Here is a 26,291-nt window from a genome sequence, read left to right on the forward strand (position 1 = left end):
TCGATGTTCACAAGAGCGTAATAGGGGGCTTGCACCCGGGGCTGGGGTCGGCCGGCACAGCGGAGGCGCGTGCCGGGAACCTCGCTGACGGAGGGTGGGCGGACTGGGCAGTCTACGGTGGCGCGTGCCGCGCTTCAAGCAGCGCAGGCGGAACGGTCAGCCAAGCAGATTCTGCAGGAGTTCTCCATAGCGCTGCCGCTGCGAGGGCTGATGCAACTGATTGGCTCGGAAAATCGCCTTGAGATCTTCGAGCGCATGGGCGAAATCGTCGTTGATCAACAGGTAGTCGTACTCGTCGAAGTGCGTCATCTCGCTGACCGCCTCGCGCATACGCCCATCGATAATGTCCTCGCTGTCCTGGCCGCGGTTGGTCAGACGCTGGCGTAGCGCTTCGCGGCTCGGCGGCAGGATGAAAATGGAGCATGCCGCAGGCAGCAGCTTGCGCACCTGCTGGGCGCCCTGCCAGTCGATTTCCAGTATCAGGTCATGGCCTTCCTCGAGCGTACGGGCCAGGGCTCTTATGGAGGTGCCATAGAGGTTGCCAAAAACCTCGGCATGCTCCAGGAAGTCGTTGTGCTCGAGCATCTCGAGAAACTGTTCCCGGGTGACGAAGTGATAGTTCACGCCGTCGACCTCGCCGGGACGCTTGGCCCGGGTGGTGTGTGACACCGATACCCGTATGTGGGGCATGGCTTCGAGCAGCGCTTTCACAAGGCTGGTCTTGCCTGCGCCGGAGGGGGCGGAAACGATGTAGAGCGTGCCGGGGACGGGAGTCATGAAATTTACTCGATGTTCTGGACTTGTTCGCGCATCTGTTCGATCAACACCTTGAGGTTGACCGCTGTCTGCGTGGAGCGGGGATCGAATGCCTTCGAACCCAGGGTATTGGCTTCCCGGTTGAGCTCCTGCATGAGGAAGTCGAGCCGGCGGCCCGAAGCACCGGCGCTGGACAGTACGCGGCGCACTTCGGTGACGTGGGTCTTGAGGCGATCGAGTTCTTCGGCGACGTCGCTCTTCTGGGCGAGCAGGACCAGTTCCTGCTCCAGACGTTGGGGATCGAGTTCGATCTTCAATTCATGGAAGCGATCCAGGATGCGCTGACGCTGATGGCCCAGCATCTGGGGCACGAGTGCGCGAAGTTGGGACACTTCCTCAAGGATGCTGTCGAGGCGCTCATTGAGCAGCCTGGCGAGTTCGGCACCCTCTCGCGCCCGGCCATTGCGAAGTTCCTCCAATGCCTGGCCGAAGGCTTCGAGCGCTTGGGCATTCAGCGCCTGGGGATCGGCGGAGTCCGCGACCAGTACGCCGGGCCACGCCAGTACATCCATGGGGTCGACCGGTGCCGGGCTGTCCATGAGCCCCGCGACGGTGCTTGCTGCCGCGATGAGTTGGCGAGCACGCTCCTGATCGACCTGCAGGCTCTTGTCCGCGCCCGCCTCGCTGTAGCGCAGGGTGCATTCCACCTTGCCGCGCGACAGCCCCTGGCGCAGCGCGTCACGCACGGCACCTTCGAGGTCACGGAAGGCGTCCGGCAAGCGCAGGTGCGGTTCGAGATAGCGATGGTTGACCGAGCGCAGCTCCCAGCTCAGGGTGCCGTGCGCGACGACGCGCTCGACTCGGGCGAAAGCGGTCATGCTGTGCACCATCGGATCTCTCCAGCGTGTGGGGTAAAGGGCCGAATTGTAGCGCACAGGCACGGGACGCACCCAGCCCGTGTTGGCGTTGTCGACGGGCTCATATGACCTACCCGAGCCGGGTAATGCCGCATCGGTCCGACGCAGCGGTCGTGAAAGCGTCGTCTGGTCCCCCTATAATGCGGCGGACATTCCTCGTACAGGTAAGCCCGATGAAGCGTCCCAGTGGCCGCGTTGCCGATCAACTACGCCAGATCCGCATCACCCGCAATTACACGAAGCATGCCGAAGGGGCGGTGCTGGTGGAATTTGGTGACACCAAGGTCATCTGTACAGCAAGCGTCGAGAGCGGCGTACCGCGATTCCTCAAAGGTCAGGGCCAGGGTTGGCTGACGGCTGAATATGGCATGCTGCCCCGCGCGACCGGTGATCGCACCCAGCGCGAAGCCAGCCGTGGCAAACAGGGTGGCCGCACGCTCGAGATCCAGCGCCTGATCGGCCGTTCGCTGCGCGCATCGCTCGATATGCGCAAGCTGGGTGAGAATACGATCTACATTGACTGCGATGTGATCCAAGCCGATGGTGGTACGCGGACCGCATCCATCACCGGGGCGATGGTTGCTCTGGTCGACGCACTGAGCGCGCTGAAGAAACGCGGTGCGTTGAAAGGGGGCGACCCGCTCAAGCAGATGGTGGCGGCGGTTTCGGTTGGCATCTACCAGGGCGAGCCGGTGCTGGATCTGGACTATCTTGAAGATTCTGCGGCCGAGACCGACCTCAACGTGGTCATGACCAATGCCGGTGGCTTCATCGAGGTTCAGGGTACCGCCGAAGGCGAGCCCTTCCAGCCTGAAGAGCTGACAGCCATGCTCGAGCTCGCCCGCAAGGGCCTGACTGAACTGTTCGAATGCCAGAAGGCGGCGCTCGCCGACTAAGCCATGAGGCACGCGCGATGAACGAACCCGACCTGTACACCCAGCCAAGCCGATCTGCGCGGCAGTGGGCGATGCTGTGTCACTTGTCGGCGTTGCTGGGATTCGTCTTTCCCTTCGGGCATCTGCTGGGGCCGCTCGTGCTCTGGCAGCTGAAAAAAGAAGACGACCCTTTCATCGACGCGCACGGCAGGGAAGCCCTCAATTTCCAGATCACCGTCAGCCTCTGGCTGGCGGTGAGCTTTCTCCTGATCATCGTATTGATCGGTTTCGCGATGATGGCCTTCTTCACTGCAGTGGGCGTCGCCCTCGCCATTGTTGCAGCCATCAAAGCCAATCAGGGCCGCGCCTACCGCTATCCGCTCACGCTTCGGCTGGTGAAGTGATTCGGCACACCCCGGTGCGTGGCTAAGGCGCGGGCGGTGGTTTCTCGCGGCGAGCGGTGGATTACGCCTTTGGCTAATCCACCCTACCCAAACGCTACGGCGGCGCTGCGATCAGTCCTTGTAGGGCGCAATCCCGTAGGGCTTGCGCCGGAACCGCGCGTAGGCCGTTTACCAGCGCCTTTACTACACCCTTGGTCGGAAGTAGATCGTTTCGCCCTTGGCCAACCCGGCCAAACTGGTGTGGTCCTTGGCGACTTCGGTTTCGATCAGTGCATCCTGGCCCTCGGCCCTGAGTGTTACGCGGGTCACCGCGCCCAGCAGGCGAATGTCCTTCACCTCACCAGCGTGATAGCCCGGTACTGCCGTACGGTCCAGGTCGACCTCATGGGGGCGGAACAGCACCGGCTCGCCAGCGCCTAGATCCAGCCGATTGGCGTCGCCCAGGAAGTGGTAGACGAACTCACTGGCGGGATGCTCGTAGACCTCTGCCGGTGTGCCGATTTGCTCGATCACGCCCTTGTTCATGACCACGATGCGATCAGCGACTTCCATGGCTTCTTCCTGATCGTGGGTCACGAACACGCTGGTCAGGTGGACTTCATCATGCAGGCGCGCCAGCCAGCGGCGCAGCTCCTTGCGAACCTTCGCATCGAGTGCACCAAAGGGCTCATCGAGCAACAGGATCTTGGGCTCGACTGCCAGCGCACGGGCCAGCGCGATCCGCTGACGCTGGCCGCCGGACAACTGTTCCGGATAACGGTCCGTGAGCCAGTCGAGCTGCACGAGGTTCAGCAGTTCATGCACCTTCTCGGCGATTACCTTTTCGCTGGGGCGCTCTCGGCGCGGCTTCATGCGCAGGCCGAAGGCGACATTGTCGAAGACCGTCATGTGGCGGAAGAGGGCATAGTGCTGGAAGACGAAACCGACGTTGCGATCACGAACGTCATGGGTGGAGACGTCCTCCCCATGGAAGACGATGTTTCCCGTATCGGGCGTTTCGAGGCCCGCGATGATGCGCAGTAGCGATGTCTTCCCGCAGCCCGACGGGCCGAGCAGGGCGACGAGCTCGCCGCTCTGGATATGCAGATTGATGTCCTTCAGCGCCTGGAACTGGCCGAACCGCTTGTTGATGTTCTGAACTTCAATACTCATGGTGTCATTCCGTCCTGTCGGCGCGGTCGTTCCCACGCGCCGGGATCATCGATTCAGTGGTCGTCTTTCACGGTCAGTTGGCGTGCGAGCCGGGCCTCGGCCCACTGCCGAAGCAACAGCACGACCAGCGCCATCGCCAGCAGGAGGATGGCCACGCTGAACGCGGCGACGATGTTGTATTCGTTGTAGAGGATCTCGATGTGCAGCGGCAGCGTGTTGGTCATGCCGCGGATATGGCCGGACACCACCGATACCGCGCCGAACTCACCCATGGCGCGTGCCGTACACAGCACCACGCCGTAGACGAGGGCCCACTTCACGTTCGGCAGCGTGACGTGCCAGAACATCTGCCAGCCGTTGGCGCCGAGCAGACGCGCGGCTTCCTCTTCAGTCGTCCCTTGCTCTTCCATCAGGGGAATGAGCTCACGCGCCACGAACGGGAATGTCACGAATATCGTCGCCAGGACGATGCCGGGGACGGCGTAGATGATCTGCAGGTCGTAGGTGTCCAGCACCGGTGCGAACCATCCCTGCGCCCCGAAGAGCATGACGTAGATCAGGCCGGCAACGACGGGGGAGACCGAGAACGGCATGTCGATCAGCGTGATCAGCAGGCTTTTGCCGCGGAACTCGAATTTCGTCACGGCCCAGGCCGCCGCTAGCCCGAATATCAGGTTCAGCGGAACGGATATGGCGGTCGCGATCAGCGTGAGCTTTAGCGCGGCGATCGCGTCCGGCTCGCTGATCGCTTCCCAGAAGGTCGCAAGGCCCCGTTGCAGGCCCTGTGTGATGACGATGTACAACGGCAAAACCAGGATCAGCGCGAAAATCACCCAGGCCAGGGCAATGAGCAGATTTCCGGCGACGCCGCGCGGGCGCGTATTGCCTTTGAGGTGTGCGAGGCTCATGGCGCGTTCCTTACAGCTTCGGCTGGATGCGGCGCTGCAGCAGATTGATCAGCAGCAGCAGGATGAAGGAGACCGCCAGCATGATTACGCCGATACCTGTCGCGCCGGCGTAGTCGTATTGGTCCAGCTTCGAGACGATCAGCAGCGGCAGGATCTCCGTCTTGAACGGAATGTTGCCGGCGATGAAAACCACCGAACCGTATTCGCCGACGCCACGCGCGAACGCCAGGGCAAAGCCCGTCAGCCAGGCGGGAAGCAGTGTCGGTACGAGGATGTAGCGAAAGACCTGCCAGGGTTTGGCGCCCAGGCAGGTGGCGGCTTCCTCGACTTCCTTGGGAATGTCCGCCAGCACCGGCTGCAGCGTCCGCACCACGAAGGGCAGGGTGACGAATACCAGGGCCAGGGCAATACCCAGCGGGGTGTAGGCAATCTTGAAGGGGAACAGCGAGCCGATGAGACCGTTGGGCGCATACAGGGCCGTCAAGGCAATACCCGCCACGGCAGTCGGCAGCGCGAACGGCATGTCGACCATCGCATCGATGAGGCGTTTGCCGGGAAATTCATAGCGCACCAGTACCCAGGCGAGCACCGTACCAAGCACCCCATTGAGCAATGCGGCAAACAGCGCAGCGCCGAAGGACAGCTGGAGGGAATAGAGCACCTGCCGACTGGTGATCAACGCCCACCATTGGGCAGCGGTCAGGTTCAGAGAGTAGAGCAGCATGCCTGCCAGCGGAATCAATACGATCAACGCCAGGTAGGTAATGGTGTAGCCCAGGGTCAGCCCGAAGCCGGGTATGACCGGGGAGGTACGCCGAGCCATGAAGGGTCCTTAGGGTTTCGTTCCCGTGTGGTGGTTTGTCCCGCTCCCGGTGTCGCCGGGCCGCGGGAGCAACGCCGTCAGGTTGCCGTATGCAGTGGCCGTTCGATGGCTTGGCATGACGACGTACCGGCGCGAAGCCAGATATGTGCGTCGCCTTCCCTGACGACCCGATGCCACCGGGCAGAATGACTGCCCGGTATGCGATGCACTTACTGATTGATCTTGTTGAAGATGCCGTCGAATACGCCACCGTCATCGAAGAATTTGGGCTGAGCTTCTTTCCAGCCGCCGAACTCCTTGTCGATGGTGACCAGCTCCAGATCCTTGAATTGGTCCTTGAACTCGGCAGCGATCTTCTCGTTACGCGGGCGATAGAAGTTCTTCGCCGCGATGCGTTGGCCTTCATCGCTATACAGGTAGTTCAGATAGGCCTCGGCAACCTTCGCACTTCCGCGCTTTTCGACGTTGCGGTCCACGACGGCGACTGGCGGTTCGGCGAGGATCGACAGGGACGGCGTAACGATTTCCAGCTCGTCCCCGCCTTCCTCGGCAAGGGACAGGTACGCCTCGTTTTCCCAGGCCAGGAGCACGTCGCCCAGCCCGCGCTGTACGAAGCTGATGGTGGCACCGCGCGCCCCGGTATCCAGAACCGGGGCGTGGCGGTACAGCTCCGTCACGAACTCCAGCGCCTTGTCATCGTCACCCAACTGCTTGCGGGCATAGGCCCACGCCGCCAGAAAATTCCAGCGTGCGCCGCCGGAAGTCTTTGGATTCGGCGTGATGACCTCTACGCCATCGCGCACCAGGTCGTTCCAGTCCTTGATGTTCTTGGGATTACCCTTGCGAACCAGGAAGACGATGGTCGAGGTGTAGGGTGTGCTGTTGTCGGGCAAGCGCGCCTGCCAGTTCGGGTCGATCAGCTTCTGCTTGATATTCAACGCGTCGATGTCGCCGGACAGCGCCAACGTCACGACATCCGCCGGCAGGCCGTCGATGACCGATCGCGCCTGCTTGCCTGAGCCGCCATGGGATTGGCGAATGCGGACCGTCTCGCCGGTCTCCGTCTTCCAGTGCTCGGCAAATGCCTTGTTGAATTCCACGTAGAGCTCACGCGTTGGGTCATAGGACACGTTCAGGAGTTCAGTGGCGGCGAAGGCAGGGGAGGCGATCAGGGCGCTGGCGACGGCAGCAAGCGCGAAACGGCGGATGGACATGTACGGCTCCTTGAGCGTAGCAACGGCGTACGCGACTGGGGTGCGAGATGTAGTTGTGTTTGTTAGCGGCGGGAAGGGATTACTTGCCGGTAGGGGTCTGCAGCCGGAATTTTTCCTTGCGCTCGATCTGCACCACATGTGCGTTGTGCACCGTGATCTCGACCGACCCGAAGCGCAGGTCCCGCAGCGCGTTCTGAATCTCACGCAGGATGGTGGCTTCATCCTGGCCATCGATGCTGCGGATATTCGCACTCATAACCTGGCTCCCCTGTCGTTAACTGTGTTGGATCGGACTATAGGCGAGCGCTGGTTATACTGAAAAATAATGTTTAGAAATTTTCTTATTCGATTTGGAAATTACCGAACGCTCTAAGTACATTCCGTTTTATTCCTTCAGCTGGCGACGCTGCCTGCCTAGACTGGCCCTACTTCATTCGAGGGCACAGCGATGCAGCCGACCCGATACCTCATCATTCCTGGCTGGCACGGATCGCCGGACAATCACTGGCAAAGCCATTGGGAACGCACGCTTCCCTATGCATCGCGCGTCGAGCAGGCGGACTGGTTGCGACCGGACAGGGACCTGTGGATTGCTGCGCTCCAGCATGCGGTGATGAGCGATGCGTCACCCACTGTATTGATCGCCCATAGCCTCGGATGCGCAACGGTTGCGCACTGGGCGCGGCAGGCGCCCATCGTATTGAAACGACGCGTACTGGGCGCACTGCTGATCGCGCCCGCCGATGTTGAGCGGCCGGGCTGCCCAGAGGCCCTGAGACCTTTCGCGCCACTGCCTGACAAAGCACTGCCTTTCCCTGCCTTGCTTGTGGGATCGGATAATGACCCCGCCGCAACTGCCGAGCGTGCACTGCACATGGGCCGTCTCTGGAGCGCGGAGACGGAGATTCTTTCAGGCGTCGGCCATTTGAACGTTGCCTCCGGCCACACCCAATGGCACGAAGGTTTTGTCTATCTTGATCGGTTGCGGCGACTGATCGAGGAGCGAACGCTGCGGCGGGCGTAGAAGTGCCGGCACGTTGGACACCGGTGGGCTGAAGTCCACCGTCCTTTCCTTCGCTGGTGCTCTGCAGCGAGAGCTTCAGCGCCAGTGCCGTGTGCTCAGCGGTCCAGCCCTGATGCATGCTCACCTCGAAAGGCACGCCCTCGCTTAGGGTGATGCCTCGGTACTCTGCCTATACAAACCCGATGGATGCCGGCGCTTGCTCCGGGCGCAAGACGCATGTCGTTCTGCCGTCCTGGCGTCGTTCGATTCAAATACGGCATCGACATATCTTTATTCGCTAACGATATTTAACGAACGTTTCTTATATCGATATCTTATTTTCATCGCGTACTCGCCGACCAATCGGCGCGCCGCACACTGACCGCCGGCACCCAGCCGGTAACCGCCTCCCTTCGAAGGGCTACTACCCGGATACCCCCGGGCGTACCCCTCCAACCAAAGGGCGCATGTGTGGAGCGCTTGCATGACCGCTGCAACCAACGTATCCCTCATCTCTCCGGACCAATCGTTCGAAATCCGTCCCCTCGACGGTGGCCTGGGCGCTGAAGTCATCGGGCTGGACCTTACCGTTCCAGTGAATGACCGCGATTTTGCCCGCATCCATCGCGCGCACCTTGATCATCACGTCCTCGTCTTTCGTGACCAGGTGATCACGCCCGTGCAGCAGATTGCGTTCAGCCGCCGCTTCGGCGTGCTGCAGATTCATGTGCTGAAGCAGTTCCACCTGGCCGGCCACCCGGAAATCCTTATCGTCTCCAACATCATCGAGCGTGGGCAGCCGCTCGGACTGGGCGATGCCGGCAAGTTCTGGCATTCGGACCTCTCCTACAAGGAGCTGCCTAGTCTGGGGTCAATGCTGCATGCGCAGGAGTTGCCGGCAGAAGGGGGTGACACCCTTTTCGCCGACCAGCATCGCGCCTGGGACACACTGCCCGAAGCACTCAAGCGCGCCGTCGAGGGCCGTCAGGCGGCACACTCGTACACTGCGCGTTATGCCGAGCCCAAGTTCGAGGGCAACTGGCGCCCAACGCTGTCGGCCGAGCAGCTCGCTCAGGTGCAGGAGGTGATACATCCGGTGGTCCGCACCCATCCGGAAAACGGTCGAAAGGCGCTGTTCGTCAGTGAAGGCTTCACGACCCGGATCATCGACGTACCCGAGGATGAGAGCCGACAGATTCTTGCTGAACTGCATCTGCACAGCACCCGCCCGGAACTCATCTATCGCCACCGTTGGCAGTCACGCGACATGGTCTTCTGGGACAACCGGTCCCTGCAGCACCTGGCTACCGGCTGCCCGGCGCACCTGCGTCGCAAGCTCTACCGAACGACGATCCAGGGCAATGCCCCGTTCTGATCGGCTTACGTACACACCTTCCGACGTATCAGGAGCTCGCCATGAGTACCGTCCTGCAAGGCCACGCGGCCAGCGCCTCGGTCTCCTCGTTTCCGCCCCCTGCGCTACTGCAGGTGGATAAGGTCAGCCTCGAGTACCGCACGCCCCAGCGTGTGGTCAGGGCGACGCACGAGGTCAGTTTCGAAGTCGATCCCGCAGACCGTTTCGTACTGCTCGGCCCGTCCGGTTGCGGCAAATCCACCCTGCTCAAGGCCGTTGGCGGCTTCATGAGCCCGATTGGGGGCGAGATTCGACTCGACGGTGCACGGGTGACGGGGCCCGGTCCCGATCGCATCGTCGTTTTTCAGGAATTCGACCAGCTTCCACCGTGGAAGACCGTCAAGCAGAACGTCATGTTTCCGTTGCTGGCTTCCCGGACCCTTGGCCGGGCCGAGGCGGAAGCCAGGGCCTTGCACTACCTTGGCAAAGTCGGCCTCGCCGCGTTCGTCGATGCGTATCCGCACACCCTGTCCGGTGGCATGAAGGCACGTGTCGCCATCGCCCGAGCGCTGGCCATGCAGCCGAAGATCCTGCTGATGGATGAGCCGTTCGCAGCACTGGACGCACTGACACGGCGCAAGATGCAGGAAGAATTGCTCCAGCTGTGGGACGAGGTGCGCTTCACGCTGCTTTTCGTCACGCACTCCATTGAGGAGGCGCTGGTCGTGGGCAATCGCATCCTGCTGCTCTCGCCCCATCCCGGGCGCGTCCGGGCGGAGATCAATAGCCATACGTTTGATCTCCATAGCCTGGGCGGTGTTGAGTTCCAGCGCACCGCACAACGTGTCCATCGATTGCTGTTCGGCGAGAACGAATCGATGGCGTCCCACGACGAACTCGGCTTCGCCGATGTCCGCATCGCCTACTGACGGAGCCTTGCCATGACACCAACATCCGCGCGTCGCCAGGAATACGAACTCGACCTGGCACCCGTGAACGACTTGCCGCTGGAGCGTGATGTTCCGTTCGCAGCTCGTCTTTGGCAGCAGGGCTGGCTACGCAAAACGCTCATCCTGATCGTGCTTGCCGTCGTCTGGGAAATTGCCGCTCGAATCCAGGCCAACGACCTGCTGCTGCCCAGTTTCATGCAGACCGCCAACGCCTTCGTGACAGGAATGCTCAATGGCGAACTGCCGGCCAAGGTCTGGGTATCACTGCAAGTATTGGTCAAGGGCTACCTGATTGGGCTCCTCCTGGCGTTCATTCTCACCACGCTGGCGGTATCGACCCAGTTCGGTCGCGATGTGCTCTCAACCCTGACGTCCATGTTCAACCCCCTTCCCGCGATCGCGCTGTTGCCGCTGGCGCTGCTGTGGTTTGGGCTGGGCGAAGGCAGTCTGATCTTTGTGCTGGTGCATTCCGTGCTCTGGGCGCTTGCACTGAACATGTACTCAGGTTTTCTCGGCGTGTCCGACACGCTGCGTATGGCGGGGCGCAACTACGGACTCAAAGGCCTGCGTTTCGTGGGTTACATCCTCATTCCCGCCGCGCTGCCGTCAATCCTGGCCGGGCTGAAGATCGGCTGGGCGTTCGCTTGGCGCACCCTGATTGCCGCAGAGCTAGTGTTCGGCGCAAGCAGCGGAGAGGGCGGTTTGGGCTGGTACATCTTCCAGAGTCGCAATGAGTTGTACACCGACAACGTCTTTGCCGGGCTCGCCGCCGTGATCCTGATCGGGCTGCTCGTGGAAAACCTTGTCTTCGCCAGCCTCGAACGCGTGACCGTTAAACGCTGGGGGATGCAACGCTAGCGCCTTGAGCGCTGGGCCTACCGAGTGATTCCGACCTGGCCGCGTGCATACCCGCGCGGCATAACCCGATCGATAAAAAAAGGATTTGCCCATGAAAACACCCCGCACATTAAAACGCCTGGCCGGCGCATTGGCGTTGTTCGGTGCACTGTCGCTACCTCTAGCTGCTCATGCTGAAGGGGAAATCAGCATCGCCCAGCAATTCGGCATCGGTTATCTGATCCTCGATGTGGTGAAGGACCAGAAACTCATCGAAAAACACGGAAAGGCCCAGGGCCTCGATATCAAGGTGGACTGGCGCACCATCTCCGGGGCAACAGCGATGAACGAAGCATTGCTCGCCGGCAGCCTCGACATCGTATCCGCCGGCGTTCCGCCCATGTTGACCGTCTGGGACCGTACGAAGGGTCGCCAGAACGTGAAGGCCGTTGCCGCGCTGGGCTCGCTGCCCAACTACCTGTTGAGCAATAACCCGGACGTGAAGACGGTGGCGGACCTGTCCGATAAGGACCGCATTGCGGTACCTGCCGCCGGCGTCGGCTTTCAGTCCCGGACGCTGCAAATCGAGACCGCCAGGCTATTTGGCAACGATGACTTCAAGCGTTTCGACAAGATCAGCGTGAGCCTGCCTCACCCTGATGCAACCGCAGCACTCATATCCGGCCACTCGGAGGTGACCGCGCATTTTTCCAGCCCGCCATTCCAGTACCAGGCGCTGGAAAATCCCAAGGTGCACAAGCTGATCAGTTCGTACGACATCCTCGGTGGTCCGGCTACATTCAACGTGCTCTACACCACCGAGAAATTCCATGACGCTAATCCGAAGACGTACAAGGCGTTCTATGACGCCCTGGTGGAAGCGGCGGAAATCATCAACGCAGACAAAGCCAAGGCCGCTGAGACCTACATCCGTGTGGAGAACTCGAAACTCGATCCGGCACTCGTCCGAAGGATCGTCGAAGATGGGGAAAACAACTTCACCGTCTCGCCACAAAACACCTTCATATACGCTGAAAAACTGCATGAACTGGGCGTGCTGAAAAACAAAGCCGAATCCTGGAAGGACTATTTCTTCGAGGAAGCGCATTCCCTGCCGGGCAGTTGAAGCCACTGCGATCAGGCGAGATGGGTAGGGCAGTTGGATGCGCTCGGCAATGTGCCGCCCGCCGGGCGATAGGCCGGCGGGGAGCTGGCGCCCAGGTGGGCCGAAGCCCGCCCTGGCTGCCTTGCCTCAGGCCGCGCTTCCAGCGCTTGCCCTCACTTCGCGAACAGCTGGCTCATGTCCTTGAACGCCTTGAACTCCAGCGCGTTGCCGCAGGGGTCGAAGAGGAACATCGTGGCTTGTTCGCCAACCTGTCCCTTGAAGCGGACGTACGGCTCGATCACGAATTGCGTATTGCGAGCCCGCAAGCGGTCGGCGAGGGCTTCCCATTCAGGCCAGCTCAGGACGATCCCGAAGTGGGGCACCGGGACGTCGTGGCCGTCAACAGCGTTGGTGTGCGCCGCGTCCTGCGAGGCGGTCTTGGGGTGTTCGTGGATCACGAGTTGATGGCCGTAGAAGTCGAAATCGACCCAATGGTCGCTGGAGCGCCCCTCAGCGAGGCCAAAAACATCGCCATAGAAGGTGCGGGCTGCCGGAAGGTCATAGACGGGAATAGCAAGGTGAAAAGGCGAAAGGCTCACGGTCGGCATCCAGGTGGGTTGTTGTGGACGATCATTATTGGCGCTGTATCGGATGGGGCAAAGCGGATAAATTTGGCGCCGAGCCTCAAAATTTTTGATCAGTCCAAATGCCATGATTCGCGAGCTCAAGACGTTCCTGACCGTTGTACGCTGCGGGACCTTTGCCGCGGCAGGCAAACAGATCGGGCTGACCCAGTCGGCCGTCAGCGCCCAGATGAAAAATCTCGAGGCGGCGCTCGGATTGCGTCTGTTCGATCGCTCCGGTCGCACTGCGACGCTCAATGCCGCAGGGCAACGTGCAATTGCCCAGGCTGACCAGATCCTCGCACTGTTTGCAGCGATGGGAGCGCCAGAGCACCCAGAGGAATATCGAGGTGAATTGCGCATAGGCGCCATTGGGTCGGTCCAGACCTGCCTTATGCCGGCCATCCTGCAGCGGTTGCGTGAGCACGCGCCGGGTATCGAGCCCACGCTGGTGCCAGGCGTCTCGCTGAACCTGCTCAACGGAGTAGACAGCGGTGAGCTGGACCTTGCGATCATCATTCAGCCGCCGTTTGCATTGCCCAAGGAGCTGTCCGTCGAGCGCGTGCGCAGCGAGCCCTTCGTGCTCATTGCGCCACCGGGAACGCCCGAAAGAGACCCACTCGCCGTGTTGGCCGAGTCTCCCTTCGTGCGGTACGACCGGACCTCGTTCGGGGGCCGACTGGTGACCCAGTTCCTTCGCAAGCACCGCATCCAGCCCAGGCAGGTGCTGGAATTGGATGAACTCGATGCCATCGCCAGAATGGTCGAACGAGGGCTGGGCGTTTCGCTGATTCCGCAAGCGGGGCTATGGGCGGAACGTGAGACGCCGCTTACCGTGATTCCGCTGGGCACCCATCTCTTCCATCGCGAGCTGATCCTGGTGTCGCGCCACGGCGCTCGCCAGTCCGCGGCGCTGAAAGTGTTTCGCGATTGCCTCCACGGGTGACTTCCTGCCGCTTTGCACGCTGCTCTTGTCTGGCCGCCTGAACGGCCTGGACAATGGCGCAGTCTGAAACACCCTGTTACTCGCCAGGCATGGCCGCCCGCCGTGGTCGCGGCAGGCTTAGAAGGAGTCGTACATGGAAACCATCACCCTGGTTCTGGTGATGTTCGTCGCGGTGATCGGCAGCAGCATGCTGGTCAGGATGTTGCCGTTTGCGTTACCGCTGCCGCTGATACAGATTGCGTTGGGTGCTTGCATTGCCTTGGCATCGGACTGGCGGCTGGAGCTTGAGCCGGACGTCTTCTTCCTGTTGTTCCTGCCGCCGTTGCTGTTCCTCGATGGGTGGCGAATCCCCAAGGAAGGCCTGCTGCGTGACAAGGAGATGATCCTTGCGCTGGCGCTAGGGCTTGTGGTGTTCACTGTCGTCGGGGTCGGGTACTTCATCCATATCATGATTCCGTCGATGCCAATGCCGGTGGCCTTTGCGCTGGCCGCGGTCATTTCGCCCACGGACCCGATTGCCGTTTCGGCCATCGCCAAGCGAGTACCGATCCCCAAACGCCTGATGCATGTGCTCGAGGGTGAGTCGCTGCTTAACGATGCATCGGGCCTGGTGTGCCTGCGCTTTGCGATCGCCGCCACGCTTACAGGCAGCTTTTCGCTGTCCGAAGCCGGCATCAGTTTCATCCAGCTGGCCCTTGGCGGCGTGGCGATCGGCGTCTCGGTGACCTGGGTCATTACGCGCTTCAAGGAGTGGGTGTCGAAGCGCTTCGGCGAAGAAACGGGTGCGCAGATTCTGATCAGCCTGCTTATCCCCTTCGTGGCCTATCTGGCCGCGGAGCATGGAGGTTGCTCGGGGATTCTGGCGGCCGTCGCGGCCGGTATCAGCATGAGCTACACCGAGCTGTCCGGCCGCGCGCTGGCCGTTACCCGGGTTCGCCGGACTGCCGTCTGGGACCTGCTGCAGTTCGCCTTGAACGGCCTGATCTTCGTGCTCCTGGGCGAGCAGCTCCCCGGCATCGTGTCTGGCGCAGCGGAGGTGGTACGCGAGACGGGGCACCACGAGCCGATCTGGCTACTGGTATACGTGGTCGTGATCAATATCGCGCTGGGCGCATTGCGCTTCGCGTGGGTCTGGCTGTCGATTCGCTTCACGCTGTACCGCCGTCGTGCCGACACACCTCGCGGCCTCTGGCGGGTGGCGGCGGTCACGTCCGTGGCGGGCGCCCGCGGCACGATCACCCTGGCGGGTGTGCTCACGCTGCCGCTGGTGATGACCGACGGGACGCCTTTCCCGGCCCGGGACCTTGCGATCTTCCTGGCGGCAGGCGTGATCATCGTCTCGCTGGTCATGGCCAGCATCTTCATGCCCATGCTGCTCAAGAACGGCCTGGACCTGCCTGCCGAGCCTGAGCATGAAACCGAAATGGATCGGGCGCGAGACATTGCGGCGCGCGCCGCCATTCGGGCGATCGAAAAGGCACAGCACCAGATGAGCGAAGGGCGGCCCGACGCCGACCGCTATATCGAGGCTGCCGGGCGCATTGCGGATCTCTATCGCTACCGGATCGATACCCGGGCCAAGCAGGTATTGGGTGAGGAGCGGCAGAATGCGGCCAAGGTGGAAGAGATCGAGCGGCAGTTGCGCCTGGCAGGCCTGCGGGCGGAGCGCGACGAACTGTTCCGCCTCGTCCGCCGCAACAGGCTCGATGAAGAGCTGGCACGCAAGCTGATTCGAGAGATCGATCTGATGGAGGCGCAACAGGCGGGATAGACGTTGCACGCCTCGACCTGCGACAGCGAGTCGAGGCGGCAAAAGGGCTCGATGATGGCCCGGTGTTACTTCCGGCTGTCGATGAACGGGACCGCGCTGTTGGGCAGTACCGTGGTTGGCAGACGGCCGTCCCAGCGTTCGGCCTTGGTGAGTTCGACCAGTGCCTGGTTGGCCTTGAGCGCATCGGCGCGCGCCTGGATGGCGGCCGCTTCGGCATCACCCCGCAAGCGGGTTGCCTCAGCCTCGGCACGTGCGCGCGCCAGGGCGGAATCCGCGGCCGCTTTGGCTTGGGTCACGGCGATCTCTGCATTAACCCGCTCGCGCGCCAGATCCTGTTCGCGGGTTTTCACGGCCACTTCTGCCTTCATGCGCTCCTCGATGGAGCGCTCATAGGCATCGCTGAAGTCGATGTTCTCGAGCTGTACGCTGTCGATCACGACGGGGCCCGAAATCGCATGGGTGAAGGCATTGGCGTAGTCGATGCCCAACTGGCCCCGCTCCTGCACGGCGCGAACCGCGGTATAGCCACCGAAGATGCGCTCGGCCTGGGTGCTGACCTGGCGGCCAATCAGGCGCTGCTCCAGCGATGCTTCGCTGCCGAAGCGCTTGTAGACCTGCTCCACGTCGTCTGGGGAGACGTGCCAGGAAACCGAAATCGACATGGTCGCGCTCTGCTGGTCACGGCTGTAAGCCTGCACGTTCTTGTAAGTGGACGTCTGGTTCTGCACGGAAATGATCTTCACCGTGTCGATCCAGGGCAGCTTGAAGCCCAGGCCAGGCTCGGCCACGTGGACGAACGCACCGTTACGCAACAGGACGCCACGCTCCTTTTCATCAATGGTGTACCAGCTGCTCATCGCTGCGATCAATACGAAGACGATGATCACGCCAGCGATAATGAGGCCGCGGAACGCCTGAATCTGGCCGTTGAGGGGGGCAGGTTTCATGCTACGACTCCTTGTGCGGGGGCTTCCAAAAAACGGGGCGCGGATTATACGGACACGAGGGGCCCAAGGCATGACGAGAGCGCCACAGCGGTGGCCTTCTGGGAAGCAGCGCACAGTCGGTATGAATGCCGGAACGAGCGACCATATCGTTAGAACAAAACTGTATTTATTCCGGGCTGGTTATTCCGATAAGTTGAAGTTAACCGTTCGACCGGACCGCCGGAGACGAATCGCCCTCGCGGGCTTTCATTTTCGGAGTGGCTCCCATGCATTCATCACGCGCCATCGGCCACCTGCTGGCCGCCCTATCACTATCAATTTCCCTCGCCACCTCGGCTCATGCCGATACCGTTCGGCTGGGGATCAATGACAGCCCCCAAAACGCTGCCATCGAGCTGGCGGCAGGGTTGGCCAAAGAGCAAGGGGTGGATGTGGAGGTGTTGTCGTTCAGCGACTGGAACACCCCCAATCTGGCGCTCGCCAATGGCGATATCGACGTCAATTATTTCCAGCATCAGCCGTTCCTCGAGAATGCAGTCGAGCAGAACGGCTACGACCTGGTGCCCATTGCCTATGGCGTGGAGAACAAGGTCGGCCTTTATTCGAAGAAGGTCACAGGCTTCGATCAGGTCAAGGACGGCGACACCGTTGCCGTAGCGGACGATCCGGTGAATCAGGGACGGGGGCTCCATCTGTATCAACGGGCCGGCCTCATCACCCTGCGTGAAGGCGCCGGACCCAAGGCAAGCCTGGCGGACATCGCCGCCAACCCCAAGCATCTGAAGTTCATCGAGCTACCCGGCCCCCAGCTTGCGCGAGTGCTCGACGATGTCACCCTCGCTCAGAGCTATCCATCGCACATCCTGGCAGCCGGTACGGCAGATCCAGGCAGCGCGCTGCTGTTCAGCCGTGACGAAGAGAGCGGCCATCTTTACGCCCTGCGCTTTGTGGTGACCTCGAAGAACGTCGATAACCCTGCGATCCGAACCTTCATCGATATCTTCCAGACTGACCCGCGCGTACGCGCCGCCATCGATAAGGCGTACGGCAATCCCGACCTGTATGCGCTTGCGTGGCTGCCGGTTCGCAAGGAGGCCGCACGATGAGCGTCGTTACCTTACGCAAACCGCATCCTGAGACGACGCCCGTTGAGGAGTCGATCCAGGCGGTGCCGCATATCCGGGTCGAAGGGGTAGGCAAGACCTACGCCACACCGCGTGGCACTTTGACCGCCTTGGCGGGCATCGACCTGACGATCAATCGAGGCGAAGTGTTCGGAATCATCGGGCGCAGTGGGGCGGGCAAGTCCAGCCTCATCCGTACGTTCAACCGGCTTGAGGACGTCAGCGAAGGACGAATCGTCATCGATGGCGACGATATCGGTCGGTATCGCGGGCATCGGTTGGTCGAACTACGGCGCCGGGTCGGCATGATATTCCAGCATTTCAACCTGCTGAGTTCGCAGACCGTGCTGGAGAATCTGGCGCTGCCGCTCAAGGCGGCTGGCCGGAAGCGCGCAGAGATCGAACGCAAGGCACGTGAGCTGCTCGCGCTGGTCGGCCTGGAAGGCAAGGAGCATGTCTATCCGTCTCGCCTTTCGGGCGGGCAGAAACAGCGCGTCGGCATTGCCCGTGCGCTGATGCTCGAGCCACAAATCCTGCTGTGCGACGAAGCCACGAGCGCGCTGGATCCGGAAACCACCCAGTCGATCCTTGCGCTGTTGAAGGCAATCAACGAAAGGCTGGGCCTTACGATCGTGCTCATTACCCATGAGATGGCAGTGATCCGGCAGGTTTGCGACCGTGTCGCGGTACTGGAGCAGGGGCGCGTCGTAGAGCAGGGGCCGGTGTGGCAGATTTTCGGCAGGCCGCAGGCGGCGGCCACGCAGGCGCTGCTGGCGCCGCTCGCCACGCACCGGCCGTCGGATTTGCGCAACCGTCTGGATGCGCCGACCAGCGAGGGTCGAACGCTGCTTGAGTTGGTGTTTGATGGCGCCACGGCCCGCGAGCCGGACCTGAGCGCGATCTCGCACGTGCTGGGGGCGCATGTTGAATTGCTGCACGGCACGATAGACCGGATCCAGGGTCACGCGCAGGGCAGGCTGCTGATCGCAACGACTGCACCGTCCTCACGGATCAGCACCTTCCTCAAGGCGCGCGAGTTGTTCAGCACAGCGGAGGTCGTCGGTCATGTCTAGCCTCGGATTGTCGGACTTCATGCTCAGGGCGCTGTGGAAGGCGTTCCTGGATACGGTCACCATGGTGGGTATTTCCGCAGTGATCGTCTGGTTCGCCGGAATCGCTTTGGCAATGGTGCTCGTCACGACCGCGCGGGGCGCGATCTTTTCGGCGCCGACACTGAACCGGGTATTGGGCGGTGCCATCAACGCCTTTCGCGCGACCCCCTTCATCATCCTGCTCGTGGCACTGATTCCGCTGACGCGGCTGCTGGTGGGGACCACGATAGGTGTCTGGGCAGCCGTTGTGCCCATCACGCTGTCAGCCACGCCATTCTTTGCGCGCATTGTTGAAGTCAGCCTGCGCGAGGTCGGCGGCGGGGTAATCGAGGCCGCGCAGTCGCTGGGCTGCGAGCGACGGCACATCATCTTCAATGTCCTGCTGCCCGAAGCGCTGCCGGGCATCATTGGCGGTTTCACGATCACCATCGTTGCCATGATCGGAGCGTCCGCCATGGCCGGTGCGATCGGCGCCGGCGGTCTGGGTGACCTGGCGATTCGCTATGGCTACCAGCGCTACGACACGACCGTGATGCTTGCGGTAATCGCCATCCTTATCGTGCTTGTCTGCGGGATCCAGTATGCAGGCGATCGCTATGTCGGGTATCTGCGGGCGCGATAAGGGCGCAGGGATCAGCTGCTTTCCCGCACGCGCAATTCGAAACCGACATCCATCGTACGAGGCGAGGCGCGGCCATCGAGCAGCGCCAGCAGCATCTGGGCGGCATGATGGCCGACTTCGGCGCGGGGTGTGTGAATGGACGTCAGGCGCGGCACCATCCAGGCGGAGGCGGGCAGGTCGTTGAAGCCTACGAGGGCGACTTTTCCAGGGATCGACAGGCCCATGCGCTGGGCTTCGAAGGCGGCGCCCTGCGCAAGATCGTCGTTACAGAAAAAGATTCCGTCGACGTCGGGATGCTGCGCCATCAGTTGGCGAAACAGATAGCCGCCCAGCTCGATGGAGGAGGGCGCAGGATCGAGGCGTTCCAGCGTAGGGTCGTGGCGTCCCGCCGCTTTGAGCGCATCGCGGTAACCGGCACCACGTTGCAGGACACGGGGATCGAGCTGCGCCGCGATGTAGGCTGGTCGGCGGCAGCCGCGGGCCAGAAGGTGCCGTGCGGCCGCTTCGCCCGCGGCGTATTGGGAGAACCCCACGGTATGGACGTCGGGCGACTCGCTTAGCTCCATCATGTGTACGCATGGGATGCGGCTGGCCTCGAGCAACTGGCGCGACCCCTCGGTACGATCGAAGCCGGTCAGCAGCATGCCCATGGGTTGGTGCGGCAGATAGTTGCGGATCAGCCGCTCTTCTTCGTCGGGCGAGTAGTGATGGTTGCCGATCAGTACTTCCAGGCCACGCGGACGCAGCACATCGTGGATCGCTTCCAGCGTATCGATGAAAAGCTGGTTGGACAGCGATGGAATGAGCACGACCACGGACGCACTGCGAGAAGAGGCGAGCGCGCGCGCCGCTGGATTGGCCACGTAACCCAGGGCCACGGCCGCTTCGCGAACGCGCTCGGCCATCTCCGGGTTGACGGTCTCAACGCCGCGCAATGCGCGTGACGCCGTGATCTGCGAGACACCAGCGTGCTTCGCCACTTCGGCGAGCGTTGGCCGGCCGGTGGTACGGGATCGAGTACGTGACGTGCGAATCATCGAAAGGGGGTTGCCAAGTGTGGCCAGGGGTACTTAAGTTAGCGCTGTCTCTCAGGCCCCGCAATCTGCTTAGGCAGGCTGACCGGGCATCCGTCCACCGAACAAAAAGCGACAAGATATGAGACGGCCGATTTCCCCCTCGACTCCACGGTCGAAAGATAGCGCTGTCTTACAGGATGATTACAGCGCTCGGCGCGGCGAAAGCCCCTGCCGGTTCCGTCGCGAACATCCAACCGCTGGAGGTCACATATGCAAACCCCGATCCCTGCCCTAATCGTCATGGGCGTCTCTGGTTGCGGCAAGAGCAGCGTGGGCGAAGCCATCGCCCGCCTTGGCGGCGGTACGCTGATCGAAGGCGATCGTTACCATCCCGAAGCCAACATCGCCAAGATGCGAGCAGGCATTCCCCTCGATGATGAAGACCGTGCCGGCTGGCTCCAGCAGCTCGGCGAAGAACTTTCAAGGGCGGTCGAGGCCGGGAAGCGCCCGGTGCTCACGTGCTCGGCGCTCAAGCGCAAGTACCGGGACATGTTGCGCAGCGCCGTCCCGGGCCTGGGTTTCGTGTTCCTCGAGCTAAGCCGTGACGTAGCGGGCGACCGCGTTGCGCAGCGTCCGGGGCATTTCATGCCTGCCAGCCTCATCGACAGCCAGTTCGCCACGCTGGAGCCGCCAATTGGCGAGCCCTCGACACTGGTACTTGATGCCACCGTGCCCGTGGAAGCCCTTGGCCTTAAGGCTGCGCAGTGGTGGCAGAGCTCACGTTCCAACTGATCGCTCATCCCGGCAGGGAGAGGCGCCCCGCGTTTAACTACAACAACAAACGAGATCCGACATGAACGAATTGGCTACCGCGCCTAGCGCGACCTGGTTGCTCTCAATCGCTGCAGGTGCCGTGTTGCTCCTGTTGCTGCTGATCATGCGTTTCAAGATTCATGCGTTTCTGGCGTTGCTCGTGGTCAGCGTGGCCACGGCGCTAGCCACTGGCATTCCCTATGACAAAGTGGTGCCGACGCTGCTGACCGGCTTCGGTAACACGCTTGCGGCAGTAGCGTTGCTAGTCGGCCTGGGCGCGATGATCGGCCGCTTGCTGGAAATGACGGGTGGGGCGCAGGTGTTGGCCGATACGCTCATCAATACGTTCGGCGAGAAGCGAGCCCCATTGGCGCTGGGCGTGGCGTCGCTGCTGTTCGGTTTCCCGATCTTCTTCGACGCGGGCCTGGTCGTGATGCTGCCGATCATTTTCAGCGTTGCGAAGCGATTCGGCGGTTCCACGCTGACCTACGCGTTGCCGGCCGCAGGTGCGTTCGCCGCCATGCATGCCCTCGTACCGCCACATCCCGGTCCTGTCGCCGCGGCTGATCTGCTCGGGGCGAACATTGGTCTTTTGGTGATCGTGGGTACCATCATCGCCATTCCAACCTGGTACATCGGCGCCTATCTGTTTGGCCTTTGGGCAGGCAAGCGCTTCCATGTGAACCTTCCCGCGAGCTTCCTGACCGACGTGCCGCGTGATGCAAACGCGACGCCGCCGCGCTTCGGCACGGTGCTCAGCATCCTGCTGCTGCCGCTCGTACTCATCTTCCTCGATACCGGTCTCAATACCCTGACCGTCATGGGGGCGATCGATGGCGGCAACCCCGTGGTGCAGTTCCTGCGCATGATTGGTAAAACGCCGATAGCGCTGCTGATCACAGTCTTCTTTGCGCTGATCGTGTTCAGTGGCCGCAACAGCATGAAACATATGGAGAAGGTCTGCGACGGTGCGCTCGGTCCGATCTGCGCCATCGTGCTGGTAACCGGCGCGGGCGGCATGTTTGGCGGCGTGTTGCGTACCAGCGGGATCGGGGACGCCCTGTCGAGCACGCTGTCCGACACCGGCATGCCGGTGATCGTCGCCGCGTTCGTGATTTCAGCGGCGCTACGCGTGGCGCAGGGTTCAGCGACGGTCGCACTGACCACGGCGGCGGCGTTGATTGCGCCGACCGTTGCGGCGACGCAGGGGCTCAGCGCCTTCGATCATTGTTTCATCGTGATTGCGATCGCTGGCGGCGCAACGGTGCTGTCCCACGTAAACGACTCGGGCTTCTGGTTGGTGGGCCGCTTCCTTGAGATGGATGAGAAAACCACGCTCAAGACCTGGACTGTGATGGAGACCCTGCTCGGCGGCATCGCCTTCATCCTGGCGTTCCTCGGTAGCCTCATTCTCTGACCGGTGGGTTGCAGCCGCCCTACGGATAGCGTGCACGGTAGGGCGGGTATAACACGCGGCTTGTCTTTCTTGATTGCAGCGGCCGTACGGCAAGCGCCGGTGTGCAATGCCGTTAAAGCCCAAATCGTCGACACCTACGGTGTCGGACTCAGTCCTTCCAGCCAGCTTGATAGAGGTTGCCGTGGGCGTCGTCCAGAGCTTTACGGACCTCCGGCGAGTGCTGGTATACGTCGATAAACGTGCGCAGCTTCGGATCATCCTTGTTGTCCGGACGCGAGACGAACTGGATGACGTATTCCGGGTTGTCGATTCCGTCGAAGAGCAGCGCGGATGCGGGGTCGATCGTCTTCGCCAACCGGATGTAGTGCGGATAGCCCTGAGCGAGATCGACGTCGTCCAGTGAGCGCGCCAATTGCACCGCCTCGAGTTCGATGATCTGCAGGTCCTTGGGATTCGAAGTAATGTCGTTCACTGTTGCGCGATAGCCGATCCTGGGCGTCAAGGCAATCAGGCCGGCCTTCTGCAACAGCTGCAGGCCGCGGCCACCATTGATGGCATCGTTGGCAATGGCGACGCGCGCGCCTTCGGGGATGTCTTCAAAACGCCTGTATTTCTTTGAATACAGGCCTACGTTGTTGATGATGCCCGGTGCGACCGCAACAAGGCTGTAGCCTGCTGCCTTATTGGCGTTCTCGAGGAAGGGGATGTGCTGGAAGTAATTGGCATCGATGTCCCTGTTCGCCAGGCTTGAGTTTGGCGCGATCCAATCCGTGAACTCGACGAGCTCGACGTCCAACCCTTGCTTGCGTGCCTGCTCCGCTGCGACCTCCAGCGGCGGTGCGAACGCCGCTGTGGTGCCAATCTTCAGGGGGCCTGCCTGAACGATACCTGCCAGGGTCGTCAGTGCGGCGAAGGCGAACGGCGTGAGCCAGCGGTTGAGTGGCGATGACTGATATGGCATGGGCGGGTCCTTTCATGTAACAGCAGTCGATTCGTTTTCAAGCGTATTGCTTGCGTGCGGATAAGGTGCTGCCGGGTTCCGGTAGCTGGCGCCGGTATGGCTGGCAGGCAATCGATCTCCGGCTCCAAACAGCTTGTATCGCAGGGAGCCTTCGTCGTAGGCGGTCTTGTATAGGCCTCGGTCCTGTAGCTCCGGTATCACGTAATCGATGAAGTCGGCATAGCTTTCGGGTGTGACGATACGGGTCAGGTTGAAGCCATCCAGTCCGGTGTCTTCCACCCAGCCCTGCAGCGCGTCTGCGATCTGGCCAGGCGAGCCGACCAGGGCGGGGTATCGTCCCCCCAGTGCGTTTTCCTGAAGCAGACGCCGCACGGTCCACTCGCTATTGGCCGTAAGCGTTTTTACGGCCGATTCAATGGCATTGTTCTTCTCGTAGCGGATCGGCTCGTCCAGACCGTAGCGCGCCAGATCGATCCCCGTGGATGCCGCGTAGTGCGCAAGGCCTGCCTCGGGATTGGCATAGCACAAGTACTCAGCCTGTTTATCCAGCGCTTCAGCCGCCGTTGTCGCTGTGATCACGCTGATACCCATGAATACCTTCACCGCGTCTGGGTCCCGTCCGGCCTGTCGGGCACTGTCGCGGATGGCCTGGACCTGGCGCGCGGTAGCCGCCTTGTTCTGGCCTGAAATGAAGACGCATTCGGCGTGCCGACCGGCGAATTGCAGGCCGCGGGCTGACGAGCCGGCCTGGAACAGCACGGGCGTGCGCTGTGGCGAAGGTTCGCTGAGGTGGTAGCCGTCCACTCGATAGAACTCACCCTGATGGCGCACCGGATGGACCTTGCCAGGCTCCGCGTAGATTCGCGCTGTCCGGTCGGCTCGCACGGCGTCGTCTTCCCAGCTGCCCTCCCACAGCTTGTAAAGCACTTCGAGGTACTCGTCCGCCTGGTCGTAACGCCGGTCATGATCGACCTGGGCCGGGTGGCCCATCGCCCGCGCCGCACTCTCCAGATAACCGGTGACGATGTTCCAGCCCACGCGGCCCGCGGTCAGGTGATCCAATGTCGAGAACCGTCGTGCGAAGGGATAAGGCGCCTCATAGCTCAGGTTGGCGGTGATGCCGAAGCCCAGATGCCGAGTCACGCCAGCCATGGCTGAGACGAGCATCATCGGATCGTTGACGGGAAGCTGGATGCTCTCCTTCAGGGTGAGGTCCACGCCGTCGTTGTAAACGTCGTAGACCCCCAGGATATCCGCCAGGAACAGCCCATCGAACAAGCCGCGTTCGAGTAGCTGGGCAAGTTCCGTCCAATAGCTCAGCGATCTGTACTCCGTCGAGCGGTCGCGCGGGTGCGTCCAAAGGCCATGGTTGATATGGCCAACGCAATTCATGTTGAACGCATTGAGCAGGATCTTCTTGCGTGCCATCAGATGTACCCCTTGCGCGGTGGCAGCACATCATTGAGGTGGTAGTTGCCAATGGCGTGGTATTTCCACCGGACCGGGTCGTGAAGCGTATGGGTTCGCGCGTTGCGCCAGTGGCGGTCGAGCCCGTGCTCGGCAAGCGAAGCGCGTGCGCCACCCAGTTCGATCAGCTTGCTGCCAGCCGCCAGCGAGATCTCGGTGCTCAACGCACGGGCCTCGGCGACGGCCAGCGATGCGGCGGCGACGCTGTATTCATCCGGCGCGGCGCGTGCGATATCCAAGTGGGCGCCGGCGCGCTGAAGGAGTGCTTCGGCGGCGTGCAGGCGGATGGCCAAGCGTCCGATATCACTGATCGTGAGCGGATCGTCGGTGGCCTTCTCGATACCGGAATCCGGCCACGGGCGCGCATGTTCGCGTACGAAACGCAACGTGTCCTCATAAGCGCCCTGCGCTATACCGGTATCGATGGCTGCATGAAGGATCTGTGCGAAAGGGCCGACGCTGGTGGGGCGCTCGAATGACGCCTGGAAGGGCACGACGTCATGCGCGTCTACCCAGACGTTATCGAAAACTACCGAGCCGCTGCCTGTGGTCCGCTGCCCGAAACCGGACCAATCGTCGATGATGCTAAGGCCCTCGGTATCGCGAGGGACATACGCCATGTACTGCTTGCCATCGGCGGCCATCACCGCAGTCGGGATGCGTTGCGCGTAGAGGGCACCCGTCGAGTAGAACTTGCGCCCGTTGATGCGATAGCCGCCGCCCTCGGCAGTGATCGAAGTGGCACGAATTTGAGAGGTCTTCGTACCGATCTCGGCCAAGGCGTTACCGAAGCGAACGCCGGCGAGGGCCTCGGCAAAAAGCCGCGCCTGCTGCTCCGGTGTGCCGTTCACCCGTAGCACTTCGAGCGCGTAGAAATGGTTCTGCGGGATCTGCCCGAGGGAGCCGTCCGCCTGCGCCAGCCGGGAGATTACCTTCGCCAGCGTCGTGGTCGATACGCCCGCGCCGCCGTATTCGCGTGGCACCGTAATCGCCAGGAGCCCAGACGCGGCCAGTTGATCGAGCTCGGCATAAGGCAGGCGGCGTTCGCGATCCCGGACAATCGCCTCCGGAGCGAAGGCATCGGCGAGGCGCTCGGCGGCGGCCAGAGCTTCCTGGTCGTCCAGGACGAGGGCGGCGCGGGGGCCTGTTTCTGTTTTCAAGGGTGCATTCATGG

Annotated in this window: 27 protein-coding genes; 14 read left to right on the forward strand and 13 right to left on the reverse strand. The window is 62.0% G+C overall.

All coding sequences use genetic code 11. The features are described from left to right. Nucleotides 1-156 precede the first annotated feature (156 nt). Together gmk and ACY8D3_RS19465 are read right to left on the reverse strand one after the other, a co-directional pair. A complete protein-coding gene (gene gmk / locus ACY8D3_RS19460; protein WP_462380475.1) occupies nt 157-777 on the reverse strand; it encodes a guanylate kinase in 621 nt (206 codons plus the stop codon). A gap of 5 nt (nt 778-782) precedes the next feature. Further along, nucleotides 783-1,646 (reverse strand): YicC/YloC family endoribonuclease, encoded by an 864-nt coding sequence (locus ACY8D3_RS19465; RefSeq protein ID WP_462380476.1) that lies wholly within the window; start codon nt 1,644-1,646, stop codon nt 783-785. Nucleotides 1,647-1,846: 200 nt separating this feature from the next. Here ACY8D3_RS19465 and rph point away from each other — a divergent pair, with 200 nt between their 5' ends. Together rph and ACY8D3_RS19475 are read left to right on the forward strand one after the other, a co-directional pair. After that, complete coding sequence (rph, locus tag ACY8D3_RS19470; protein ID WP_462380477.1) at nt 1,847-2,569, forward strand: ribonuclease PH; 723 nt, start codon at nt 1,847-1,849, stop codon at nt 2,567-2,569. A 17-nt stretch (nt 2,570-2,586) separates the two neighbouring features. Continuing rightward, nucleotides 2,587-2,952 (forward strand): DUF4870 domain-containing protein, encoded by a 366-nt coding sequence (locus ACY8D3_RS19475; protein WP_462380478.1) that lies wholly within the window; start codon nt 2,587-2,589, stop codon nt 2,950-2,952. A 183-nt stretch (nt 2,953-3,135) separates the two neighbouring features. Here the strand turns inward: ACY8D3_RS19475 and ACY8D3_RS19480 are convergent, their stop codons facing one another. From ACY8D3_RS19480 to oscA, 5 genes are all read right to left on the reverse strand, one after another. Further along, nucleotides 3,136-4,104, reverse strand: coding sequence for a sulfate/molybdate ABC transporter ATP-binding protein (locus ACY8D3_RS19480; protein ID WP_462380479.1), 969 nt, complete (start codon nt 4,102-4,104; stop codon nt 3,136-3,138). A 53-nt stretch (nt 4,105-4,157) separates the two neighbouring features. Then, complete coding sequence (cysW, locus tag ACY8D3_RS19485) at nt 4,158-5,012, reverse strand: sulfate ABC transporter permease subunit CysW (RefSeq protein ID WP_462380480.1); 855 nt, start codon at nt 5,010-5,012, stop codon at nt 4,158-4,160. A 10-nt stretch (nt 5,013-5,022) separates the two neighbouring features. Further along, entirely contained in the window at nt 5,023-5,835 is an 813-nt protein-coding gene (cysT, locus tag ACY8D3_RS19490) for a sulfate ABC transporter permease subunit CysT (RefSeq protein ID WP_462380481.1), read from the reverse strand. Between the two features lie 209 nt (nt 5,836-6,044). Continuing rightward, complete coding sequence (locus ACY8D3_RS19495) at nt 6,045-7,049, reverse strand: sulfate ABC transporter substrate-binding protein (protein ID WP_462380482.1); 1,005 nt, start codon at nt 7,047-7,049, stop codon at nt 6,045-6,047. A gap of 79 nt (nt 7,050-7,128) precedes the next feature. After that, nucleotides 7,129-7,305 (reverse strand): sulfur starvation response protein OscA, encoded by a 177-nt coding sequence (gene oscA / locus ACY8D3_RS19500; RefSeq protein WP_462380483.1) that lies wholly within the window; start codon nt 7,303-7,305, stop codon nt 7,129-7,131. Between the two features lie 192 nt (nt 7,306-7,497). On the opposite strand from oscA, the gene ACY8D3_RS19505 reads away from it, so the two are divergent. From ACY8D3_RS19505 to ACY8D3_RS19525, 5 genes are all read left to right on the forward strand, one after another. After that, a complete protein-coding gene (locus ACY8D3_RS19505; protein WP_462380484.1) occupies nt 7,498-8,073 on the forward strand; it encodes an RBBP9/YdeN family alpha/beta hydrolase in 576 nt (191 codons plus the stop codon). A 463-nt stretch (nt 8,074-8,536) separates the two neighbouring features. Then, nucleotides 8,537-9,427 (forward strand): TauD/TfdA dioxygenase family protein, encoded by an 891-nt coding sequence (locus ACY8D3_RS19510; protein ID WP_462380485.1) that lies wholly within the window; start codon nt 8,537-8,539, stop codon nt 9,425-9,427. A gap of 41 nt (nt 9,428-9,468) precedes the next feature. After that, the gene (locus ACY8D3_RS19515) at nt 9,469-10,335 is read left to right on the forward strand and encodes an ABC transporter ATP-binding protein (protein ID WP_462380486.1); all 867 of its coding nucleotides are present in this window, start codon (nt 9,469-9,471) and stop codon (nt 10,333-10,335) included. Nucleotides 10,336-10,347: 12 nt separating this feature from the next. After that, complete coding sequence (locus tag ACY8D3_RS19520; RefSeq protein WP_462380487.1) at nt 10,348-11,214, forward strand: ABC transporter permease; 867 nt, start codon at nt 10,348-10,350, stop codon at nt 11,212-11,214. Nucleotides 11,215-11,305: 91 nt separating this feature from the next. Next, a complete protein-coding gene (locus ACY8D3_RS19525; RefSeq protein WP_462380488.1) occupies nt 11,306-12,319 on the forward strand; it encodes an ABC transporter substrate-binding protein in 1,014 nt (337 codons plus the stop codon). Nucleotides 12,320-12,471: 152 nt separating this feature from the next. Here ACY8D3_RS19525 and ACY8D3_RS19530 read toward each other — a convergent pair whose 3' ends face one another. After that, nucleotides 12,472-12,897: a VOC family protein gene (locus ACY8D3_RS19530; protein WP_462380489.1), complete on the reverse strand. Its 426-nt coding sequence runs from the start codon at nt 12,895-12,897 to the stop codon at nt 12,472-12,474. Between the two features lie 112 nt (nt 12,898-13,009). Here ACY8D3_RS19530 and ACY8D3_RS19535 point away from each other — a divergent pair, with 112 nt between their 5' ends. Continuing rightward, on the forward strand, nt 13,010-13,867 hold the full coding sequence (locus tag ACY8D3_RS19535; RefSeq protein WP_462380490.1) for a LysR family transcriptional regulator: 858 nt from the start codon (nt 13,010-13,012) through the stop codon (nt 13,865-13,867). Between the two features lie 133 nt (nt 13,868-14,000). Further along, a complete protein-coding gene (locus ACY8D3_RS19540; protein WP_462380491.1) occupies nt 14,001-15,638 on the forward strand; it encodes a Na+/H+ antiporter in 1,638 nt (545 codons plus the stop codon). A 65-nt stretch (nt 15,639-15,703) separates the two neighbouring features. Here ACY8D3_RS19540 and ACY8D3_RS19545 read toward each other — a convergent pair whose 3' ends face one another. After that, nucleotides 15,704-16,585 carry a prohibitin family protein gene (locus ACY8D3_RS19545; RefSeq protein WP_462380492.1) on the reverse strand — a complete coding sequence of 294 codons (882 nt, stop codon included), beginning with the start codon at nt 16,583-16,585 and terminating at the stop codon, nt 15,704-15,706. A 266-nt stretch (nt 16,586-16,851) separates the two neighbouring features. Here ACY8D3_RS19545 and ACY8D3_RS19550 point away from each other — a divergent pair, with 266 nt between their 5' ends. From ACY8D3_RS19550 to ACY8D3_RS19560, 3 genes are read left to right on the forward strand one after another with little or no spacing between them, the layout of a single operon-like run. Beyond that, nucleotides 16,852-17,691 (forward strand): MetQ/NlpA family ABC transporter substrate-binding protein, encoded by an 840-nt coding sequence (locus ACY8D3_RS19550; protein ID WP_462380493.1) that lies wholly within the window; start codon nt 16,852-16,854, stop codon nt 17,689-17,691. Further along, nucleotides 17,688-18,782 (forward strand): methionine ABC transporter ATP-binding protein, encoded by a 1,095-nt coding sequence (locus tag ACY8D3_RS19555; RefSeq protein WP_462380494.1) that lies wholly within the window; start codon nt 17,688-17,690, stop codon nt 18,780-18,782. Before ACY8D3_RS19550 ends, ACY8D3_RS19555 begins: the two co-directional genes overlap by 4 nt. Next, on the forward strand, nt 18,775-19,443 hold the full coding sequence (locus ACY8D3_RS19560; RefSeq protein ID WP_462380495.1) for a methionine ABC transporter permease: 669 nt from the start codon (nt 18,775-18,777) through the stop codon (nt 19,441-19,443). Before ACY8D3_RS19555 ends, ACY8D3_RS19560 begins: the two co-directional genes overlap by 8 nt. 11 nt (nt 19,444-19,454) lie before the next feature. Here ACY8D3_RS19560 and gntR read toward each other — a convergent pair whose 3' ends face one another. Beyond that, complete coding sequence (gntR, locus tag ACY8D3_RS19565) at nt 19,455-20,480, reverse strand: HTH-type transcriptional regulator GntR (protein WP_462380496.1); 1,026 nt, start codon at nt 20,478-20,480, stop codon at nt 19,455-19,457. Nucleotides 20,481-20,729: 249 nt separating this feature from the next. Here gntR and ACY8D3_RS19570 point away from each other — a divergent pair, with 249 nt between their 5' ends. Both ACY8D3_RS19570 and ACY8D3_RS19575 read left to right on the forward strand, forming a co-directional pair. Further along, a complete protein-coding gene (locus tag ACY8D3_RS19570; protein ID WP_462380497.1) occupies nt 20,730-21,251 on the forward strand; it encodes a gluconokinase in 522 nt (173 codons plus the stop codon). 61 nt (nt 21,252-21,312) lie between these two features. Then, nucleotides 21,313-22,689, forward strand: coding sequence for a GntP family permease (locus ACY8D3_RS19575; protein ID WP_462380498.1), 1,377 nt, complete (start codon nt 21,313-21,315; stop codon nt 22,687-22,689). A 148-nt stretch (nt 22,690-22,837) separates the two neighbouring features. Here the strand turns inward: ACY8D3_RS19575 and ACY8D3_RS19580 are convergent, their stop codons facing one another. Genes ACY8D3_RS19580 through ACY8D3_RS19590 form a run of 3 tightly spaced genes read right to left on the reverse strand, consistent with a single transcriptional unit; the run spans nt 22,838 to nt 26,289 of the window. Then, nucleotides 22,838-23,650: a MetQ/NlpA family ABC transporter substrate-binding protein gene (locus ACY8D3_RS19580; protein WP_462380499.1), complete on the reverse strand. Its 813-nt coding sequence runs from the start codon at nt 23,648-23,650 to the stop codon at nt 22,838-22,840. A gap of 12 nt (nt 23,651-23,662) precedes the next feature. After that, nucleotides 23,663-25,078, reverse strand: a complete 1,416-nt coding sequence (locus ACY8D3_RS19585; RefSeq protein ID WP_462380500.1) for an LLM class flavin-dependent oxidoreductase — start codon at nt 25,076-25,078, stop codon at nt 23,663-23,665. Continuing rightward, nucleotides 25,078-26,289 (reverse strand): SfnB family sulfur acquisition oxidoreductase, encoded by a 1,212-nt coding sequence (locus ACY8D3_RS19590; protein WP_462380501.1) that lies wholly within the window; start codon nt 26,287-26,289, stop codon nt 25,078-25,080. The genes ACY8D3_RS19585 and ACY8D3_RS19590 overlap by 1 nt, the downstream gene beginning before the upstream one ends. Nucleotides 26,290-26,291: the final 2 nt, after the last annotated feature.

The sequence above is a fragment of the Pseudomonas sp. Marseille-QA0892 genome (assembly GCF_054950135.1).

Coding starts and splice junctions, on each gene's coding strand:
- ACY8D3_RS19480 (WP_462380479.1), bottom strand. CDS start 4,104: ATGAGTATTGAAGTTCAGAACATCAACAAGCGGTTCGGCCAGTTCCAG.
- ACY8D3_RS19495 (WP_462380482.1), bottom strand. CDS start 7,049: ATGTCCATCCGCCGTTTCGCGCTTGCTGCCGTCGCCAGCGCCCTGATC.
- ACY8D3_RS19560 (WP_462380495.1), top strand. CDS start 18,775: ATGTCTAGCCTCGGATTGTCGGACTTCATGCTCAGGGCGCTGTGGAAG.
- ACY8D3_RS19540 (WP_462380491.1), top strand. CDS start 14,001: ATGGAAACCATCACCCTGGTTCTGGTGATGTTCGTCGCGGTGATCGGC.
- ACY8D3_RS19585 (WP_462380500.1), bottom strand. CDS start 25,078: ATGGCACGCAAGAAGATCCTGCTCAATGCGTTCAACATGAATTGCGTT.
- cysW (WP_462380480.1), bottom strand. CDS start 5,012: ATGAGCCTCGCACACCTCAAAGGCAATACGCGCCCGCGCGGCGTCGCC.
- ACY8D3_RS19510 (WP_462380485.1), top strand. CDS start 8,537: ATGACCGCTGCAACCAACGTATCCCTCATCTCTCCGGACCAATCGTTC.
- ACY8D3_RS19550 (WP_462380493.1), top strand. CDS start 16,852: ATGCATTCATCACGCGCCATCGGCCACCTGCTGGCCGCCCTATCACTA.
- ACY8D3_RS19525 (WP_462380488.1), top strand. CDS start 11,306: ATGAAAACACCCCGCACATTAAAACGCCTGGCCGGCGCATTGGCGTTG.
- ACY8D3_RS19515 (WP_462380486.1), top strand. CDS start 9,469: ATGAGTACCGTCCTGCAAGGCCACGCGGCCAGCGCCTCGGTCTCCTCG.
- ACY8D3_RS19545 (WP_462380492.1), bottom strand. CDS start 16,585: ATGAAACCTGCCCCCCTCAACGGCCAGATTCAGGCGTTCCGCGGCCTC.
- ACY8D3_RS19465 (WP_462380476.1), bottom strand. CDS start 1,646: ATGGTGCACAGCATGACCGCTTTCGCCCGAGTCGAGCGCGTCGTCGCG.
- cysT (WP_462380481.1), bottom strand. CDS start 5,835: ATGGCTCGGCGTACCTCCCCGGTCATACCCGGCTTCGGGCTGACCCTG.
- ACY8D3_RS19505 (WP_462380484.1), top strand. CDS start 7,498: ATGCAGCCGACCCGATACCTCATCATTCCTGGCTGGCACGGATCGCCG.
- rph (WP_462380477.1), top strand. CDS start 1,847: ATGAAGCGTCCCAGTGGCCGCGTTGCCGATCAACTACGCCAGATCCGC.
- ACY8D3_RS19570 (WP_462380497.1), top strand. CDS start 20,730: ATGCAAACCCCGATCCCTGCCCTAATCGTCATGGGCGTCTCTGGTTGC.
- oscA (WP_462380483.1), bottom strand. CDS start 7,305: ATGAGTGCGAATATCCGCAGCATCGATGGCCAGGATGAAGCCACCATC.
- ACY8D3_RS19535 (WP_462380490.1), top strand. CDS start 13,010: ATGATTCGCGAGCTCAAGACGTTCCTGACCGTTGTACGCTGCGGGACC.
- ACY8D3_RS19520 (WP_462380487.1), top strand. CDS start 10,348: ATGACACCAACATCCGCGCGTCGCCAGGAATACGAACTCGACCTGGCA.
- ACY8D3_RS19475 (WP_462380478.1), top strand. CDS start 2,587: ATGAACGAACCCGACCTGTACACCCAGCCAAGCCGATCTGCGCGGCAG.
- ACY8D3_RS19580 (WP_462380499.1), bottom strand. CDS start 23,650: ATGCCATATCAGTCATCGCCACTCAACCGCTGGCTCACGCCGTTCGCC.
- gmk (WP_462380475.1), bottom strand. CDS start 777: ATGACTCCCGTCCCCGGCACGCTCTACATCGTTTCCGCCCCCTCCGGC.
- gntR (WP_462380496.1), bottom strand. CDS start 20,480: ATGATTCGCACGTCACGTACTCGATCCCGTACCACCGGCCGGCCAACG.
- ACY8D3_RS19555 (WP_462380494.1), top strand. CDS start 17,688: ATGAGCGTCGTTACCTTACGCAAACCGCATCCTGAGACGACGCCCGTT.
- ACY8D3_RS19575 (WP_462380498.1), top strand. CDS start 21,313: ATGAACGAATTGGCTACCGCGCCTAGCGCGACCTGGTTGCTCTCAATC.
- ACY8D3_RS19590 (WP_462380501.1), bottom strand. CDS start 26,289: ATGAATGCACCCTTGAAAACAGAAACAGGCCCCCGCGCCGCCCTCGTC.